Origin of the sequence: Pantoea sp. 22096 (genome assembly GCF_052045955.1) — a bacterium.
GTDB lineage: Bacteria > Pseudomonadota > Gammaproteobacteria > Enterobacterales > Enterobacteriaceae > Pantoea > Pantoea alfalfae.
Genome location: NZ_JBQEPW010000008.1, coordinates 50133 through 66381 on the forward strand (window position 1 = coordinate 50133; position 16249 = coordinate 66381).

At 56.1% G+C, this 16249-nt stretch carries 15 protein-coding genes; 7 read left to right on the forward strand and 8 right to left on the reverse strand.

The genetic code is table 11. The features are described from left to right. Nucleotides 1-3 precede the first annotated feature (3 nt). Complete coding sequence (gene yieH / locus ACTJKZ_RS19305) at nt 4-663, reverse strand: 6-phosphogluconate phosphatase (RefSeq protein WP_161733206.1); 660 nt, start codon at nt 661-663, stop codon at nt 4-6. Between the two features lie 152 nt (nt 664-815). Between yieH and ACTJKZ_RS19310 the strand changes: the two genes are divergently transcribed. Next, entirely contained in the window at nt 816-2129 is a 1314-nt protein-coding gene (locus tag ACTJKZ_RS19310; RefSeq protein WP_260059612.1) for an NCS2 family permease, read from the forward strand. Between the two features lie 36 nt (nt 2130-2165). On the opposite strand, the gene ACTJKZ_RS19315 is transcribed toward ACTJKZ_RS19310, so the two are convergent. From ACTJKZ_RS19315 to rpmH, 7 genes are all read right to left on the reverse strand, one after another. Next, on the reverse strand, nt 2166-2915 hold the full coding sequence (locus ACTJKZ_RS19315) for a 4'-phosphopantetheinyl transferase family protein (protein WP_161733210.1): 750 nt from the start codon (nt 2913-2915) through the stop codon (nt 2166-2168). Between the two features lie 178 nt (nt 2916-3093). After that, complete coding sequence (locus ACTJKZ_RS19320) at nt 3094-3684, reverse strand: malonic semialdehyde reductase (protein WP_440829954.1); 591 nt, start codon at nt 3682-3684, stop codon at nt 3094-3096. 263 nt (nt 3685-3947) lie between these two features. After that, nucleotides 3948-5312 carry a tRNA uridine-5-carboxymethylaminomethyl(34) synthesis GTPase MnmE gene (gene mnmE / locus ACTJKZ_RS19325; protein ID WP_161733218.1) on the reverse strand — a complete coding sequence of 455 codons (1365 nt, stop codon included), beginning with the start codon at nt 5310-5312 and terminating at the stop codon, nt 3948-3950. 92 nt (nt 5313-5404) lie between these two features. Then, nucleotides 5405-7051 (reverse strand): membrane protein insertase YidC, encoded by a 1647-nt coding sequence (yidC, locus tag ACTJKZ_RS19330; protein ID WP_013359606.1) that lies wholly within the window; start codon nt 7049-7051, stop codon nt 5405-5407. Nucleotides 7052-7053: 2 nt separating this feature from the next. Next, complete coding sequence (gene yidD / locus ACTJKZ_RS19335) at nt 7054-7311, reverse strand: membrane protein insertion efficiency factor YidD (protein ID WP_008926397.1); 258 nt, start codon at nt 7309-7311, stop codon at nt 7054-7056. Beyond that, nucleotides 7275-7634 carry a ribonuclease P protein component gene (gene rnpA / locus ACTJKZ_RS19340; protein WP_008926396.1) on the reverse strand — a complete coding sequence of 120 codons (360 nt, stop codon included), beginning with the start codon at nt 7632-7634 and terminating at the stop codon, nt 7275-7277. The genes yidD and rnpA overlap by 37 nt, the downstream gene beginning before the upstream one ends. Nucleotides 7635-7648: 14 nt before the next feature. Next, nucleotides 7649-7789 carry a 50S ribosomal protein L34 gene (rpmH, locus tag ACTJKZ_RS19345; protein WP_003849659.1) on the reverse strand — a complete coding sequence of 47 codons (141 nt, stop codon included), beginning with the start codon at nt 7787-7789 and terminating at the stop codon, nt 7649-7651. A 597-nt stretch (nt 7790-8386) separates the two neighbouring features. Between rpmH and dnaA the strand changes: the two genes are divergently transcribed. The 6 genes from dnaA (at nt 8387) to yidA (ending at nt 16207) form a co-directional block, all read left to right on the forward strand. Further along, nucleotides 8387-9802, forward strand: a complete 1416-nt coding sequence (gene dnaA / locus ACTJKZ_RS19350) for a chromosomal replication initiator protein DnaA (RefSeq protein ID WP_161733220.1) — start codon at nt 8387-8389, stop codon at nt 9800-9802. A gap of 4 nt (nt 9803-9806) precedes the next feature. Beyond that, entirely contained in the window at nt 9807-10907 is a 1101-nt protein-coding gene (gene dnaN, locus ACTJKZ_RS19355; protein WP_161733222.1) for a DNA polymerase III subunit beta, read from the forward strand. Nucleotides 10908-11114: 207 nt separating this feature from the next. Then, nucleotides 11115-12200: a DNA replication/repair protein RecF gene (recF, locus tag ACTJKZ_RS19360; protein ID WP_161733224.1), complete on the forward strand. Its 1086-nt coding sequence runs from the start codon at nt 11115-11117 to the stop codon at nt 12198-12200. An 18-nt stretch (nt 12201-12218) separates the two neighbouring features. After that, nucleotides 12219-14627, forward strand: a complete 2409-nt coding sequence (gene gyrB / locus ACTJKZ_RS19365) for a DNA topoisomerase (ATP-hydrolyzing) subunit B (protein ID WP_161733226.1) — start codon at nt 12219-12221, stop codon at nt 14625-14627. A 191-nt stretch (nt 14628-14818) separates the two neighbouring features. Further along, entirely contained in the window at nt 14819-15298 is a 480-nt protein-coding gene (locus ACTJKZ_RS19370; RefSeq protein WP_161733228.1) for a YhcH/YjgK/YiaL family protein, read from the forward strand. Between the two features lie 99 nt (nt 15299-15397). Then, nucleotides 15398-16207: a sugar-phosphatase gene (yidA, locus tag ACTJKZ_RS19375; protein ID WP_253420606.1), complete on the forward strand. Its 810-nt coding sequence runs from the start codon at nt 15398-15400 to the stop codon at nt 16205-16207. The last annotated feature ends 42 nt before the right edge of the window (nt 16208-16249 follow it).

Consider the following 16249-nt stretch of genomic DNA (forward strand, 5'->3'; position numbering starts at 1 on the left):
GCGCTACACCAGATCCCAGCCACGGGCGCGCCACAACGCAGGCAGCTGCGCCATGTCGTCGAAGCGCGTCACCAGCGGATGATCCAGTTCAGGATTGTGCGGATCAGCACAGTAGTAGTAGACCGGGATCCCGGCGGCAATACCGGCGCGGGCGCCCGCTTCGGAGTCATCCACCAGAATGCAGCGCTCAATCGGCACCTGCATCTGTTCCGCCGCGTGATACATCAGCTCCGGATCGGGCTTCCAGTGCAGAATGTCATAACCGCTATAGAGGTGTTCGGCAAACAGCGGCAGCATGCCGGTTAAGCCCAGCGAGTGCTGCATCTTTTTTACCGTCCCGTTTGAGACCACGCACATCGGCACTTTGATCTGCTCCACCAGCGCTTTCGCACCCGGAATTGGCTGCAGTTGCTGATCGAACAGTCGCGCGACTTCCGCGCGATAAGCTGTCTCCACCTCTTCCATCGGCAGCGACACCTGATGCGCGTCGCCCACGTCACGAATGATGTCGTAGAGTTTGACGCCCTTATACTTTTCAAACATCTGCTGCAGCGACAGCGCCAGACCGTAACGGGCAAACGTGTTGACGTAGGCCTGGGTGCAGAGCAACTCACTGTCCACCAGCGTGCCATCGCAATCAAAAAAGACGCATTCAACTGACATCAGACTCTATCCTTCGATTCAGGGGTGTGCTCCACACTCTACCGCACTCAGCGCAGATTGCGAGACTGGCAATCGGTTGCGAAAAATCATTGTATTGCCCCGGTAAAATCGCCAGGATACGCGCCGATGATTTTTTCTTCTGGATGGATGGCATGAGCAAGCAAGGCGTTTTGCAGCGCATCTTCAGGCTGCAGGAACATGGCACCACGGTGCGCACCGAAGTGATCGCAGGTATCACCACCTTTCTGACGATGGTCTATATCGTCTTCGTCAACCCGCAGATCCTCGGCGTCGCCGGTATGGATACCCAGGCGGTGTTTGTGACCACCTGTCTGATTGCCGCGCTTGGCAGCATTCTGATGGGACTGTTTGCCAATCTGCCGGTGGCGCTGGCCCCCGCAATGGGGCTGAATGCCTTCTTCGCTTTTGTGGTGGTCGGGGCGATGGGCTATTCGTGGCAGGTCGGTATGGGCGCGATTTTCTGGGGTGCGGTCGGCCTGCTGATACTGACCCTGCTGCGGGTTCGCTACTGGATGATTGCCAATATCCCACTGAGCCTGCGCGTTGGCATCACTGCCGGTATCGGCCTGTTTATCGCCATGATGGGGCTGAAGAATGCCGGTATTATCGTGCCGAATCCCGATACGCTCGTGGCCGTGGGTAATCTGACTTCGCACAGCGTGCTGCTGGGCGCACTCGGCTTCTTTATTATCGCCATTCTGGCATCACGCAATATCCACGCGGCGGTGCTGATCTCAATGGTGATCACCACCGCTATTGGCTGGATGCTGGGCGACGTGAAGTTTGTCGGCCTGTTTTCTGCGCCGCCTTCGATTACTTCGGTGGTGGGTCAGGTCGATATCAAAGGTGCGTTTAACATTGGCATGGCGGGCGTCATCTTCTCCTTTATGCTGGTCAATCTGTTCGACTCCTCCGGCACGCTGATTGGCGTTACCGACAAAGCGGGACTGACCGATGAAACCGGCACCTTTCCGCGGATGCAGCAGGCGCTTTATGTCGACAGCATCAGTTCGGTGAGTGGCGCGCTGGCGGGCACGTCTTCCGTGACCGCCTATATCGAGAGCACCTCGGGCGTGGCGATTGGTGGCCGTACCGGTCTGATGGCCGTGGTAACCGGCCTGCTTTTCCTGCTGGTGACCTTCCTGTCACCGCTGGCCGCAATGGTGCCATCCTATGCCGCCGCAGGCGCGCTGATTTACGTTGGCGTGTTAATGACCGCCAGCCTGTCGCGCGTGCGCTGGGATGATCTGACCGAAGCCGTTCCGGCGTTTGTCACCGCCGCCATGATGCCCTTCAGCTTTTCCATCACCGAAGGCATTGCGCTGGGTTTTATCGCTTACTGCGTGATGAAACTGGGCACCGGCCGCTGGCGTGAAATCAGCCCCTGCGTGGTAATTGTTGCGCTGCTGTTTGTGCTGAAGATTGTCTTTATCGACGCGCACTAAGCACAGTCAGAGCCGCAACCCACCGGTTGCGGCTTTTTACATTTGAGGATGCAGATTGCGCTCGCCGGGCAGACTGGTCAGCCGCAGGGCATGAGGCCCGATGTTGGGTTTACCCATCTCGATTTCGCGTAATGCACGCCATTCAAAAGCGTTATCCATCTCCCACAGGTACAGCCGCTGGGTCGCAGACGACAGCGCGCACGACCAGACCAGCATGGGTTCCGCATCACATACCACCTGAATCTCGGGATAGAGTGACGATCGCAGCCGACCGGCACCCGGCAACAGGCGCAGCGAATCCAGTCCGCGATCGCCTTCTCCCGTCAGCTTGAGAATGCTCTGGCGTAACGTCCAGATTTGCGTCACCGCTTCCATGGCATCCTGCTGGGCATTAATCCAGGCGATTTCGCCCGACGTTAATCCCTGAATCAGCTGCTCCTGAGTCTGACGGCTCCGCGCATGCACAATCTCCATATCCAGACCCGCACGTCCACCCTCTTCAGCCAGCAGCACCCCCACCGTATTGCCCGCATAGGCGATGCTGAAATCGGGCAGATCGCTGTCAGCAAAAACGGGGCGTCCGTTACCCTGGATAAGCAGGCGCGGCAGCTCACTAATGCCATAAACCCGCAGCATCAGTTGTGCCAGCAGGGTACGGGCGGCAAGAAATCTTCCACGGCGTTTGTCAGCAAACTGCTGTGCCGTGTCGGTGATAACCTGGGGAATGCGTAAATCATTAGCCGGGAAGCCGGGATCGCCCGTCCAGCGTACAAAATGACCAGCCATCTGTCGCTCCGTGAAAATGGTCAGATAATCATCAGACGCATTGTAGGAATTTTCTTACCTTAATGCACCTGACAACGCACAGATTGGGGTAAATTCGGAATAGGATGAGCATACAGCGCAGATTAGCGGGAATGGATCAGCGTTACGCGTCGCGATTCGAATCGCGACGCGGGCAGCATCAGGCGAAACGGCTCGCCTGCTCAAAGCTTAGTCGCGGCAGGCACGGATGCAATTTTGACGCGTCACCATAGCCGAGGTTAATCAGCAGATTAACCTGATACTGACCGTCGGGGAAAAAGGCGTCGTTGACTTTGGCCGGATCAAACCCGGACATCGGACCGGCATCCAGACCCAGCGAACGAGCCGCCAGAATCAGGTAGCCCGCCTGCAGGCTGCTGTTACGGAAAGCGGTCTCTTTTGCCACTTCCGGGCTGCCGGTAAACCAGCTGCGCGCATCAGCATGCGGGAACAGCGCGGGCAGCTGCTCATAGAACTCGCGGTCCCAGGCCACAATCACCGTGACCGGCGCGCTCATGGTTTTTTCCAGATTGCCGGAAGAGAGTGCCGGTTTCAGCTTCTCTTTGCCTTCCGCCGAGGTCACGAAAACAAATCGCGCAGGCGAACAGTTCGCCGAGGTCGGACCCAGCGCCGTTAAGGTATAAAGCTGTTCCAGCAGGGCATTATCGACCGGCTTATCCTGCCAGTAACTGTGGGTGCGGGCGTCATTAAACAGGGTATCCAGTGCAGCAGTGTCGAGCGGTGTACTCATGCAACTCTCCTTTTTCAGGCGAAAAAACTCGCCCAACGGTGTTCACGTAGTGGGGTTGCGTCCGGTCCGGCGCGGCGGGATGAGGCGGGGTTCACTCACCGCGATCATAGCCGCACGTCAGATCGGCGCGTCTACCGTTATACGACAACGTGTTGCCGCCGCAAAATAACATATCAGCAAGAATCAACGCAGCGGCAGGAATAACAGGGGAGGTAGCGAGGCGGGAAATCAGGCCTGACAGCGCTGCCGCCAGGCCAGGAAAGCTATTTACCGATACAGAAGCTGGAGAAGATACGGCCCAGCAGATCGTCAGAGGTGAATTCACCGGTAATCTCACTTAACGCCTGCTGAGCAACACGCAGCTCCTCCGCCAGTAACTCACCGGCCCGGGCACCGAGCAGTTGCGCTTTTCCCTGCTGTAAGTGCGTTGCCGCCTGCTCCAGCGCCTGCAGATGACGACGACGCGCCAGGAAGCCGCCTTCCATATTGCCGGAGAAGCCCATGCTCTGCTTCAGGTGATCCCGCAGTGCATCGACGCCCTCGCTGGTGCGTGCCGACAGGCGAATCAGTGAGTGACCGTTTACTTCTGTCAGGCCTAAAGGCTCACCGGTGACATCCGCCTTGTTGCGGACCACGGTAATCGGCAGTTCCGGCGGCAGGCGGGAGACAAAATCGGGCCAGATAGCCGCCGCTTCGGTGGCATCGGTGGTGGTGCCGTCCACCATAAACAGCACGCGGTCAGCCTGTTCAATCTCCTGCCAGGCACGCTCAATCCCGATACGTTCGACTTCGTCACTGGCCTCACGCAGTCCAGCGGTGTCGATGATATGCAGCGGCATGCCATCTATATGAATATGTTCACGCAGTACGTCACGGGTGGTGCCCGCAATGTCCGTAACGATAGCGGCGTCACGGCCTGCCAGCGCATTCAGCAGGCTCGATTTGCCCGCATTGGGGCGGCCCGCAATCACTACTTTCATTCCTTCACGCAGCAGGCTGCCCTGACGCGCTTCGGCACGGACCGCATCCAGATCACCGATCACCGTATTCAGCTGCGCTTCAATTCGGCCATCAGAGAGGAAATCGATCTCTTCATCCGGGAAGTCGATAGCCGCTTCGACATAGATGCGCAGGTGAGTCAGTGCTTCCACAAGATGATTGACCCGGGTGGAGAAGGCGCCCTGCAGCGAGTTCACGGCCGAACGCGCCGCCTGCTCAGAGCTGGCATCAATCAGGTCGGCAATCGCTTCGGCCTGCGCCAGATCGAGCTTGTCGTTCAGAAACGCCCGCTCAGAGAACTCACCCGGCTGAGCGATACGCACGCCCGGCAGCGCCACAATGCGCTTCAGCAGCAGATCGAGGATCACCGGGCCGCCGTGACCCTGCAGCTCCAGCACATCTTCGCCGGTAAAGGAGTTAGGACCGGGAAACCACAGCGCAATGCCCTGATCCAGCACGCTGCCGTCGCTATCAGTAAACGGCAGGTAATCGGCGTATCTGGGCTTAGGCAGTTTACCCAGCAACTGGCGGGCAACCTCTGCCGCCTGCGCGCCAGAGACGCGCAGAATGCCGACGCCGCCGCGTCCGGGTGGCGTCGCCTGGGCAACAATGGTATCGCTGTGGCTCATAAATTTTCTCTCGCTACAAAAAACACAGGCGGTCGCTTTGACCGCCTGAGAATAGACTATTTTAGGGCGGGATGGCTCCCGCGCTGGATCGCTTACGCTTTCTTCTTGTCGCGGCTATGCAGACCACGTTTTTCCAGGCCGCGATAAATCAGCTGCTGCTGGAGAATGGTCACCAGGTTGCTGACGATGTAGTACAGCACCAGACCTGACGGGAACCACAGGAAGAACACGGTGAAGATCACCGGCATGTAAGTCATGATCTTCTGCTGCATCGGATCGGTCACGGTGGTCGGTGACATCTTCTGAATGAAGAACATGGTGATGCCCATCAGAATCGGCAGAATGTAGTACGGGTCCTGCGCTGACAGGTCATGGATCCACAGAATGAATGGCGCATGACGCAGTTCAACCGAGCCTGACAGCATATAGTAGAGCGCCAGGAAGATTGGCATCTGAATCACCAGCGGCAGACAGCCACCCAGCGGATTCACTTTCTCTGCTTTATACAGCGCCATCATCTCCTGGCTCTGCTTCTGCTTGTCATCACCCAGACGCTCACGCATTGCCTGAATCTTCGGTTGCAGCATACGCATCTTAGCCATCGAGGTGTACTGCGCTTTAGTCAGCGGGTACATGATGCCGCGCACGATGAAGGTGATCACGATAATGGAGAAGCCCCAGTTACCGATGAAGCTGTGAATAAATTTCAGCAGCTTGAACAGCGGCTGAGAGATAAACCACAACCAGCCGTAATCCACGGTCAGATCAAGGTGCGGCGCAATCGCGGCCATCTTGTCCTGAATTTCCGGGCCGACCCACAGCGTTGCACCCAGATTCTGCTGTGCGCCCGCGGCGATGGTGACCGGTGCAGATTTATAGCCAATCGCTGCCACGCCGTTACCCAGGTTGCTGGTGTAAAGGGTGTTGGTGCCTTCAGTACGCGGAACCCATGCAGTGGCAAAGTACTGCTGCAGCATCGCAACCCAGCCATTACTGGTCGTCGCGTTCAGGTTCTCGTTATCCGCGATGGTGTCGAATTTATACTTCTCATATTTCGACTCGCTGGTGGAGTAGGCCGCGCCACGGAAGGTGTGCAGAGCAAAGTTGTTGCTGCCGGTATCACGATGCTTAGGCAGATCAATTGTCTGCTTCAGCTGGCCAAACAGCGATACTTCCAGCGGCTGCTGGGTAGTGTTGTTGACATGATAATCGACATTAACGGCATATTCGCCACGCTTGAAGATGAAGGTTTTGGTGTAAACCACGCCATTTTCAGCGGTATAGGTCATCGGCACACGCAGTTCGGACTGGCCATCAGCCATCTCGAAGTGATCCTGCGCGGTGGTGAACAGCGGACGCGCGCCGTTGTTCGGGTTATCCGGGCCATTACGACCGGTTAAACCACTCTGAGCCTGATAAAGGAACGCTGGCGTTGTTTCAAGCAGCTGGAACGGCTGGTCTGAACCCAGTTTGTCCGGGAAAGTCAGCAGCTGTGCCTGTTCAACATCACCGCCTCGGGTGTTGATATTCAATGACAGGACATCAGTCTTAACGGTGATCGTCTGGCCCTGACCGCTGGCCGGTACACCCTGACTGGCGGTATCACCCGCTACGCTGTTGGTGCCCTGTGTGGTCTGCGTCTGCTGTGGCTGCGGAGCGTGGTCCGTCTGCCAGGCTTGCCAGATCATAAAGGTCACGAACAGAAAAGCGATGAGAAAGAGATTGCGTTGCGAATCCATCGTTAATGTTCTCTGGTATCAAAGGTTTTTGGCGGCACAGGATCGTCACCACCCGGGTTCAAAGGGTGGCATTTTAATACGCGTTTTAATGTCAACCAACTGCCTTTTATCAGGCCAAACCTGCGTAACGCCTCAATTCCGTAATGAGAGCAGGTCGGGTGAAACCGACAGTGTGGTCCCAGTAATGGACTGATACCGCGTTGATAGACGCGTATCAGGACGATCAGGAGCCGCGCGCCAGGCGACAGTGACGACGCCATAATTTCTCCAACGCTTCCGCCAGCATACGGTTATCCAGATCGGCAACCCCCTTCTTCGCAACCACCACGAAGTCCATCGACGGCAGTTCATGTTGACGCAGACGAAAGCTTTCGCGGGTCAATCGCTTGATCCGGTTGCGTTCATGAGCGCGTTTCACATGTTTTTTAGCGACGGTGAGACCGATGCGGGGATGCCCCAGCGCGTTAAGGCGGCCGAGAATAGTGATTTGCGGCGTGCCAGCCCGTTGTGGCTGCTGGAAGACGAAAGTGAAATGAGTGGGAGTTAACAAACGTAACTCCCTGGGAAATGCGAGCTTACCCATCAGGGCTTGCTTTATTACTTAGAAACGGTCAGACGAGAACGGCCTTTAGCACGACGACGTGCCAGAACCTGACGACCATTTTTTGTTGCCATACGAGCACGGAAACCGTGTGAACGGTTGCGCTTCAGTACGGACGGTTGAAAAGTGCGTTTCATGGCGGTTTCTACCTAAACTTGAAAATTTTCACTGGGTGACGCGTTTCGGGCCAGTAAATCGACCTACGCCTCAATGTGTCTTTAATAAAGAGGCGGGATTGTAATAATTGTACAGTCCCGAGTCAATTTACTTCGCGTGCAACGGTACCTGAAAACCCGCTTACAGCCCGCTGAGTCCCGACTTTGCGCCTGATGGCTCAATCTCGGGTGGAGAATTATACGGGCTCCGCACTAAAGCGCAAGGATCGCGCGGGATCTTATTGCGATCGGCCTGGCGGATCCTGGGGATAAAATGAGATGTCGCCCGAAAATTTAGCGCATTCCACCAGATCCCTGCTGGTTTTTCCCGCAACTGGCGTAAACTTCTTTGCGCGTCTCAGGCCTGTGGATAAAAAGGATCAAAACTGTGTAGAAAGGGAAGATCTCTGCCTCGCTTTGCGCTATGATCCGCCCTTCCGCTGACGATCCTCCAATGATTGCAGGACGGGAAACCGCTGATAGCGGTCGCAGGCGCTTTCTTAGCGTCTGTGTCAAAAATGAACGTTTCTTAGAGTAACGCCTACTATTCTTATCGAATTTGTACGAGTGGAGTCCGCCGTGTCACTTACGCTTTGGCAACAGTGTCTTGCCCGTTTGCAGGATGAGCTTCCTGCCACCGAATTCAGCATGTGGATCCGTCCACTGCAGGCTGAGTTAAACGACAATACGCTTGCCTTGTATGCTCCAAATCGCTTCGTACTCGACTGGGTCCGGGACAAATACCTCAATAGTATCAATGCACTGCTGAATGAATTCTGTGGTCCGAACGTGCCTGCACTACGTTTTGAAGTGGGGACGCGCCCGGTTCAGCAGCAGGCGGCCGCGGTCAGCCAGCCGGTAATGGCCAGCGTCAGCGCGCCCGTCATGCCCGTGCAGAGTCATATCCGTCCGGCCCCGACGCAGATTCTGCGTCCCAGCTGGGATAATGTCCCGGCACCGGCCGACGTCACCTATCGCTCGAATGTGAATAACCGTCATAACTTCGATAACTTCGTCGAGGGTAAGTCCAACCAGCTGGCGCGCGCGGCGGCACGTCAGGTGGCGGATAATCCAGGCGGCGCTTACAACCCGCTGTTTCTGTATGGCGGTACGGGTCTCGGTAAAACGCACCTGTTGCACGCGGTAGGCAACGGCATCATTGCCCGTAAACCCAATGCAAAAGTGGTTTACATGCACTCCGAGCGCTTTGTGCAGGATATGGTTAAAGCGCTGCAGAACAATGCGATTGAAGAGTTCAAACGCTACTACCGTTCTGTCGATGCGCTGCTGATCGATGACATTCAGTTCTTTGCGAATAAAGAGCGATCGCAGGAAGAGTTCTTCCACACCTTTAATGCCTTATTAGAGGGCAACCAGCAGATCATCCTGACCTCGGATCGCTATCCAAAAGAGATCAACGGGGTGGAAGATCGTCTTAAATCACGTTTCGGCTGGGGTTTAACGGTGGCGATCGAGCCGCCTGAGCTGGAAACGCGCGTGGCGATCCTGATGAAAAAAGCGGATGAAAATGACATCCGTCTGCCAGGTGAAGTCGCCTTCTTTATTGCCAAGCGTTTACGCTCTAACGTGCGTGAGCTGGAAGGCGCGCTGAATCGCGTTATCGCCAACGCCAACTTTACCGGCCGGGCAATCACGATCGACTTCGTGCGCGAAGCGCTGCGCGATCTGCTGGCGCTACAGGAAAAGCTGGTCACCATCGATAATATTCAGAAGACCGTGGCTGAGTACTACAAGATTAAGGTGGCGGATCTGCTTTCCAAGCGCCGTTCGCGCTCGGTAGCGCGTCCGCGCCAGATGGCGATGGCGATGGCAAAAGAGTTGACGAACCACAGCTTGCCAGAAATTGGCGATGCTTTTGGGGGTCGCGACCACACAACGGTGCTTCATGCCTGCCGCAAGATCGAGCAGCTGCGTGAAGAGAGCCACGATATCAAAGAAGATTTCTCTAATCTCATCAGAACATTATCTTCCTGACGCTATGAAATTTATTGTTGAACGTGAGCAGCTGCTGAAGCCGCTGCAGCAAGTAAGTGGCCCCCTGGGCGGTCGTCCGACACTGCCGATCCTTGGAAACCTGCTGCTGCAGGTAACGGAAGGGTCGCTGTTACTGACCGGTACCGATCTGGAAATGGAGATGGTCGCGCGTGTAGCGCTGACGCAGGCGCATGAGCCTGGCTCCACCACCGTGCCAGCGCGCAAATTCCTCGATATCTGTCGCGGATTGCCCGATGGCGCAGAAATTACGCTGGCGCTGGAAGGCGATCGCATGCTGGTTCGCTCTGGCCGCAGCCGTTTTTCGCTGTCGACCCTGCCCGCTAGTGACTTCCCGAACCTGGACGACTGGCAGAGTGAAGTTGAATTCACCCTGCCGCAGGCGACCCTGAAACGGCTGATCGAAGCGACCCAGTTCTCGATGGCGCATCAGGATGTGCGTTACTACCTCAACGGCATGATGTTTGAAACCGAAGGCGAAGAGCTGCGCACCGTGGCCACTGACGGTCACCGTCTGGCCGTCTGCTCCATGCCGGTTGGTCAGGCGCTGCCGAGTCATTCGGTGATTGTGCCGCGTAAAGGCGTGATTGAACTGCTGCGTCTGCTGGATGGCGGCGAGAACCCGCTGCAGGTGCAGATTGGCGGCAGCAACATCCGCGCACATGTCGGTGACTACATCTTCACGTCTAAGCTGGTTGATGGCCGTTTCCCTGACTATCGCCGCGTATTGCCAAAGAATCCTGATAAAGCGCTGGAAGCGGGCTGCGATCTGCTCAAACAGGCGTTTGCCCGTGCAGCCATCCTCTCGAATGAGAAGTTCCGCGGCGTTCGCCTTTATATCACCGAAAATCAGCTGAAGATCACCGCTAATAACCCTGAACAGGAAGAAGCAGAAGAGATGCTGGATGTCAGCTACAACGGCACCGAGCTGGAAATTGGCTTCAACGTCAGTTACGTGCTGGATGTGCTGAACGCGCTGAAGTGCGAAAACGTCCGCCTGCTGCTGACGGATTCGGTGTCGAGCGTGCAGATTGAAGATGTAGCGAGTCCGGCAGCGGCCTACGTCGTGATGCCCATGCGTCTATAGTCTGTGCCGGGCTAACTTACTCGCCATTTTGCGCCCGGGCAGTGCTCGTTCCTGGTCACATACTTCAGTATGCTCCCAGGGCCTGTGCGCTGGCCGTGCGCAAACTTGCTTCGCCGTCGACGCCCTGGATTGTTAAAGGTAAGACCTGAATTTTTACAAGGCAAAACCATTTCATCCCGATCATTGCCCTTCACGCTGGACTGATTCATGGCTTTAACCCGCCTTCTTATCAAAGATTTTCGTAATATTGAGCAGGCTGACCTGCAGCTGGCACCCGGCTTTAATTTCCTGGTCGGTGTCAACGGCAGCGGGAAAACCAGCGTTTTAGAGGCGATCCATACGCTGGGGCATGGCCGTTCGTTTCGCAGTCTGCAGGCGGGCCGCGTGATCCGTCACGACGAGGCGGCGTTTGTGCTGCACGGGCGGCTGGAAAGCAAAGAGCGGGAAATCTCCGTCGGGCTGACCAAAAACCGGGCTGGTGACAGCAAAGTGCGCATTGACGGCAGCGATGGTCACAAGGTCGCGGAGCTGGCACAGCTGCTGCCGATGCAGTTAATTACGCCGGAAGGCTTTAGTTTATTGAATGGCGGCCCCAAATACCGCAGGGCCTATGTCGACTGGGGCTGTTTCCATAATACGCCCGGCTTCTTTATCGCCTGGAACAACATGCGCCGCCTGCTTAAGCAGCGAAACGCGGCGCTGCGCCAGGTTTCACGTTACAGCCAGATTCGTCCCTGGGATCAGGAGCTGGTCCCGCTGGCGGAACAGATCAGCCAGTGGCGGGCGGAATACAGTGCGGCGATTTCAGCGGAGATCACCGCCACCTGCGCCCAGTTTCTGCCGGAGTTTGAGCTGCGCTTCTCCTTCCAGCGTGGCTGGGACAAAGAGAGCGACTACGCCGAACTGCTGGAACGTAATTTTGAGCGCGATCGCGCACTGACCTATACCGCCAGCGGTCCCCATAAAGCCGATTTTCGTATTCGCGCTGAAGGAACGCCGGTCGAAGATTTACTCTCACGCGGGCAGTTAAAACTGCTGATGTGTGCATTGCGTCTGGCACAGGGCGAGTTCCTGACAAGCCAGAGCGGACGCCGCTGTATTTACCTCATTGATGACTTTGCTTCTGAGCTGGATGAGAGTCGCCGACGCCTGCTGGCGGACCGGTTAAAAGCCACTCAGGCTCAGGTGTTTGTCAGCGCTATTTCTGCCGGACATGTAATCGACATGACCGACGAAAAGGGCAAGATGTTCCGCGTGGAACAGGGTAAAATAGCGGTTCAACCTGAAGATTAAAATGAGCGAGAAACGTTGATGTCGAATTCTTATGACTCCTCAAGTATTAAAGTCCTGAAAGGACTTGATGCGGTACGCAAACGCCCGGGCATGTATATCGGCGATACCGATGATGGTACCGGTCTGCATCACATGGTATTCGAGGTCGTGGATAACGCAATCGACGAAGCGCTCGCTGGTCACTGTAGTGACATCGTAGTCACTATCCATGCGGATAACTCCGTTTCGGTGCAGGATGATGGACGCGGCATTCCAACCGGTATTCATGAAGAAGAAGGCGTTTCCGCCGCTGAAGTGATCATGACCGTGCTGCATGCGGGCGGTAAGTTCGACGATAACTCCTATAAAGTCTCCGGCGGCCTGCACGGCGTGGGCGTCTCTGTCGTTAACGCCCTGTCGCAGAAGCTGGAGCTGACCATTCGTCGCGAAGGCAAAGTGCATCAGCAGATTTACGTCCATGGCGTACCTGAGGCACCGCTGGCAGTCACTGGTGATACCGATATCACCGGTACCCGCGTGCGTTTCTGGCCAAGCTATGAAACCTTTACCAACGTGCGCGATTTCGAGTATGACATTCTGGCAAAACGCCTGCGCGAACTGTCGTTCCTGAACTCGGGCGTGTCGATTCGTCTGGAAGACAAGCGTGATGGCAAAACCGATCACTTCCATTACGAAGGCGGCATCAAGGCGTTTGTTGAGTACCTCAACAAAAACAAAACCCCGATTCACCCTACCGTGTTCTATTTCTCTACCGAGAAAGATGGCATTGGCGTGGAAGTAGCACTGCAGTGGAACGACGGCTTCCAGGAAAATATTTACTGCTTTACCAACAACATTCCGCAGCGCGATGGCGGTACGCACCTTGCCGGTTTCCGCGCAGCGATGACGCGTACCCTGAATGCCTACATGGATAAAGAGGGTTACAGCAAGAAAGCCAAAGTCAGCGCCACCGGTGATGATGCGCGTGAAGGTCTGATCGCCGTGGTTTCGGTGAAAGTGCCGGATCCAAAATTCTCCTCACAGACCAAAGATAAGCTGGTCTCGTCAGAGGTGAAATCGGCGGTTGAGCAGCAGATGAACGAACTGCTGGCCGAGTACCTGCTGGAAAATCCATCAGACGCTAAAATCGTGGTCGGTAAAATTATCGACGCCGCGCGTGCCCGTGAAGCAGCACGCCGCGCCCGTGAAATGACCCGCCGTAAAGGCGCGCTGGATCTGGCGGGTCTGCCAGGCAAGCTGGCGGATTGCCAGGAGCGCGACCCGGCGCTCTCTGAAATCTACCTGGTGGAGGGTGACTCCGCAGGCGGCTCGGCAAAACAGGGCCGTAACCGTAAAAACCAGGCGATTCTGCCGCTGAAAGGTAAAATCCTGAACGTTGAGAAAGCGCGTTTCGACAAGATGCTCGCCTCGCAGGAAGTGGCCACGCTGATCACCGCACTGGGTTGCGGCATTGGTCGCGATGAATATAACCCGGACAAGCTGCGCTATCACAGCATCATCATCATGACCGATGCCGACGTCGATGGTTCACACATCCGTACCCTGCTGCTGACCTTCTTCTATCGCCAGATGCCTGAAATTATTGAGCGCGGCCACGTCTATATCGCCCAGCCGCCACTCTACAAAGTGAAGAAAGGCAAGCAGGAGCAGTACATCAAAGATGACGAGGCGATGGATCAATACCAGATCGCTATCGCCCTTGATGGTGCGACGCTGCACACCAATGCCAGCGCCCCGGCGCTGGGCGGTGAGCCGCTGGAGACGCTGGTCACTGATTTCAACAGCACCCAGAAGATGATCAAGCGTATGGAGCGCCGTTATCCGATGGCCATGCTGCGTGCGATGATTTATCACGACACGCTGAGCGACCTGAGCAATGAAGCGGAGGTTACAACCTGGCTGAACGGCCTGGTAAGCTATCTGACTGAACGCGAAGCGCATGGCAGCACCTATCTGGCACAGGTGCGTGAAAACCGCGAATCAAACCTGTTCGAGCCGGTACTGCGTGTGCGTACCCACGGTGTGGATACTGACTATCCGCTGGATGCTGATTTCATTCAGGGTCCTGAGTACCGCAAAATCTGCGCCCTGGGCGGCAAACTGCGTGGTCTGCTGGAAGAGGATGCTTACATCGAGCGTGGCGAGCGTCGTCAGCCAGTGGCAAGCTTCGAACAGGCGATTGAGTGGCTGATTAAAGAGTCGCGTCGCGGACTCTCGGTCCAGCGCTATAAAGGTCTGGGCGAGATGAACCCGGATCAGCTGTGGGAAACCACCATGGATCCAGACAGCCGTCGTATGCTGCGCGTCACCATTAAAGATGCGATTGGCGCTGATCAGTTGTTCACTACCCTGATGGGCGATGCGGTTGAACCGCGCCGCGCCTTCATTGAAGAAAATGCGCTGAAAGCCGCCAATATCGATATTTAATCGGCATCAGAGATGAAAGGCCATCACCCAGGTGATGGCCTTTTTTTGTGCCGTCCGAGCGGAAAACCCGCCAGGCGGTGCCTTCCTGCCTGCATGCTGCGACCCCGATCACGTTTTAACCCGGTCAGCTCCCTTACTCTTGCCTCTCTTTGCGCTATTCCGGCGCACTCATTTTTACAGGGAGTTACACCATGATTGTTTGCGATCGTCACGACTGGGACAGAGAACGTCACGCCTTTCATCCGGTCATCGATCAGGCGATAAGCTGGATTGCGGGAACCGATTTCAGCCAGCTCGACACCGGCAAATATGAGATCCTGCCTGACAACAAAATGTTCTGTCTGGTGCAGGAGATGATGACCGAACCCGCCAGCGCGCGTCGTGCAGAGTCCCACTTTAACTACATCGATATTCAGTATCTGCTGGCAGGCACCGAGAATATCGGCGTGGCACGCGCCCATGCCGACCAGAAAATTACCGAAGATTTTGCCGGGCAGCGCGACGTCGTGTTTTATCAGACGATTTTGAATGAGTCGGTGATTACGCTGCTGCCCGGCATGTTCGCGCTCTTTTTCCCGCACGATATTCATCGCCCCTGCTGCGCGCCTGGGGAGCCCGCAACAATCCGAAAAGCCGTGATTAAAATCCACCGTGATCTCTTTACCGCCTGAAGCTGGCGATCAGCCAGCCATTCCCGCCTGCCATGAAACTGGTCAATGTGCGCTGAATCGCGCTAGCATTGAATAAAACCCAGACGCTACGAGGACTCTATGGCTATTAAATTGATCGCTATCGACATGGATGGCACCCTGCTCAATCCGCAACATGAGATCACACCGGGGGTGAAATCCGCCCTGGATCGCGCCCGTCAGCAGGGCGTGTCGATTGTGCTGACCACCGGCCGACCGTTTGTGGGTATCCAGCGCTATCTGATGGAACTGGATATGCAGGCACCCGGCCAGTACGCGATCAGCAACAACGGTGCGCTGGTTCATCAGGCCGAAGATGGTGAGTGCGTGGCGGAAGTGACGCTGACCTTTGACGACTACCTCTACATTGAGAACCTGGCGCGTGAGCTTGGCGTCCATTTCCAGGCATTCGACAAATCTCATCTCTACACGCCGAACAAAGACATCAGCGAATACACCATCCATGAAGCGAGCCTGACCGGCATTCCGGTGCGCTATCGCGCTGTGGAGGAGATGGATCGTGCCATGCGCTTCCCGAAACTGATGATGATCGACCGGCCTGCACTGCTCGACGCGGCAATTGCCCGCCTGCCGGAACAGGCCCATCAGACTTACACCATCCTGAAGAGTGCGCCGTATTACCTCGAAATCCTCGATCGTCGGGTGAACAAAGGTCAGGGCGTCAGAATGCTGGCGGAGAAGCTCGGCCTGAAGCAGGAAGAGGTGATGGCGATTGGCGACCAGGAGAATGACCTGGCGATGATTGAATACGCTGGTACGGGTGTCGCCATGGGTAATGCCATTGATTCTGTTAAAAAAATCGCGCAGTTCATTACTAAAACCAATATGGAAGATGGCGTCGCCCATGCCATTGAAGAGTTAGTGCTGTAACACCGCTGTTCTCTGCCGGGCCGCTGCGGCCCGGCACCCTTA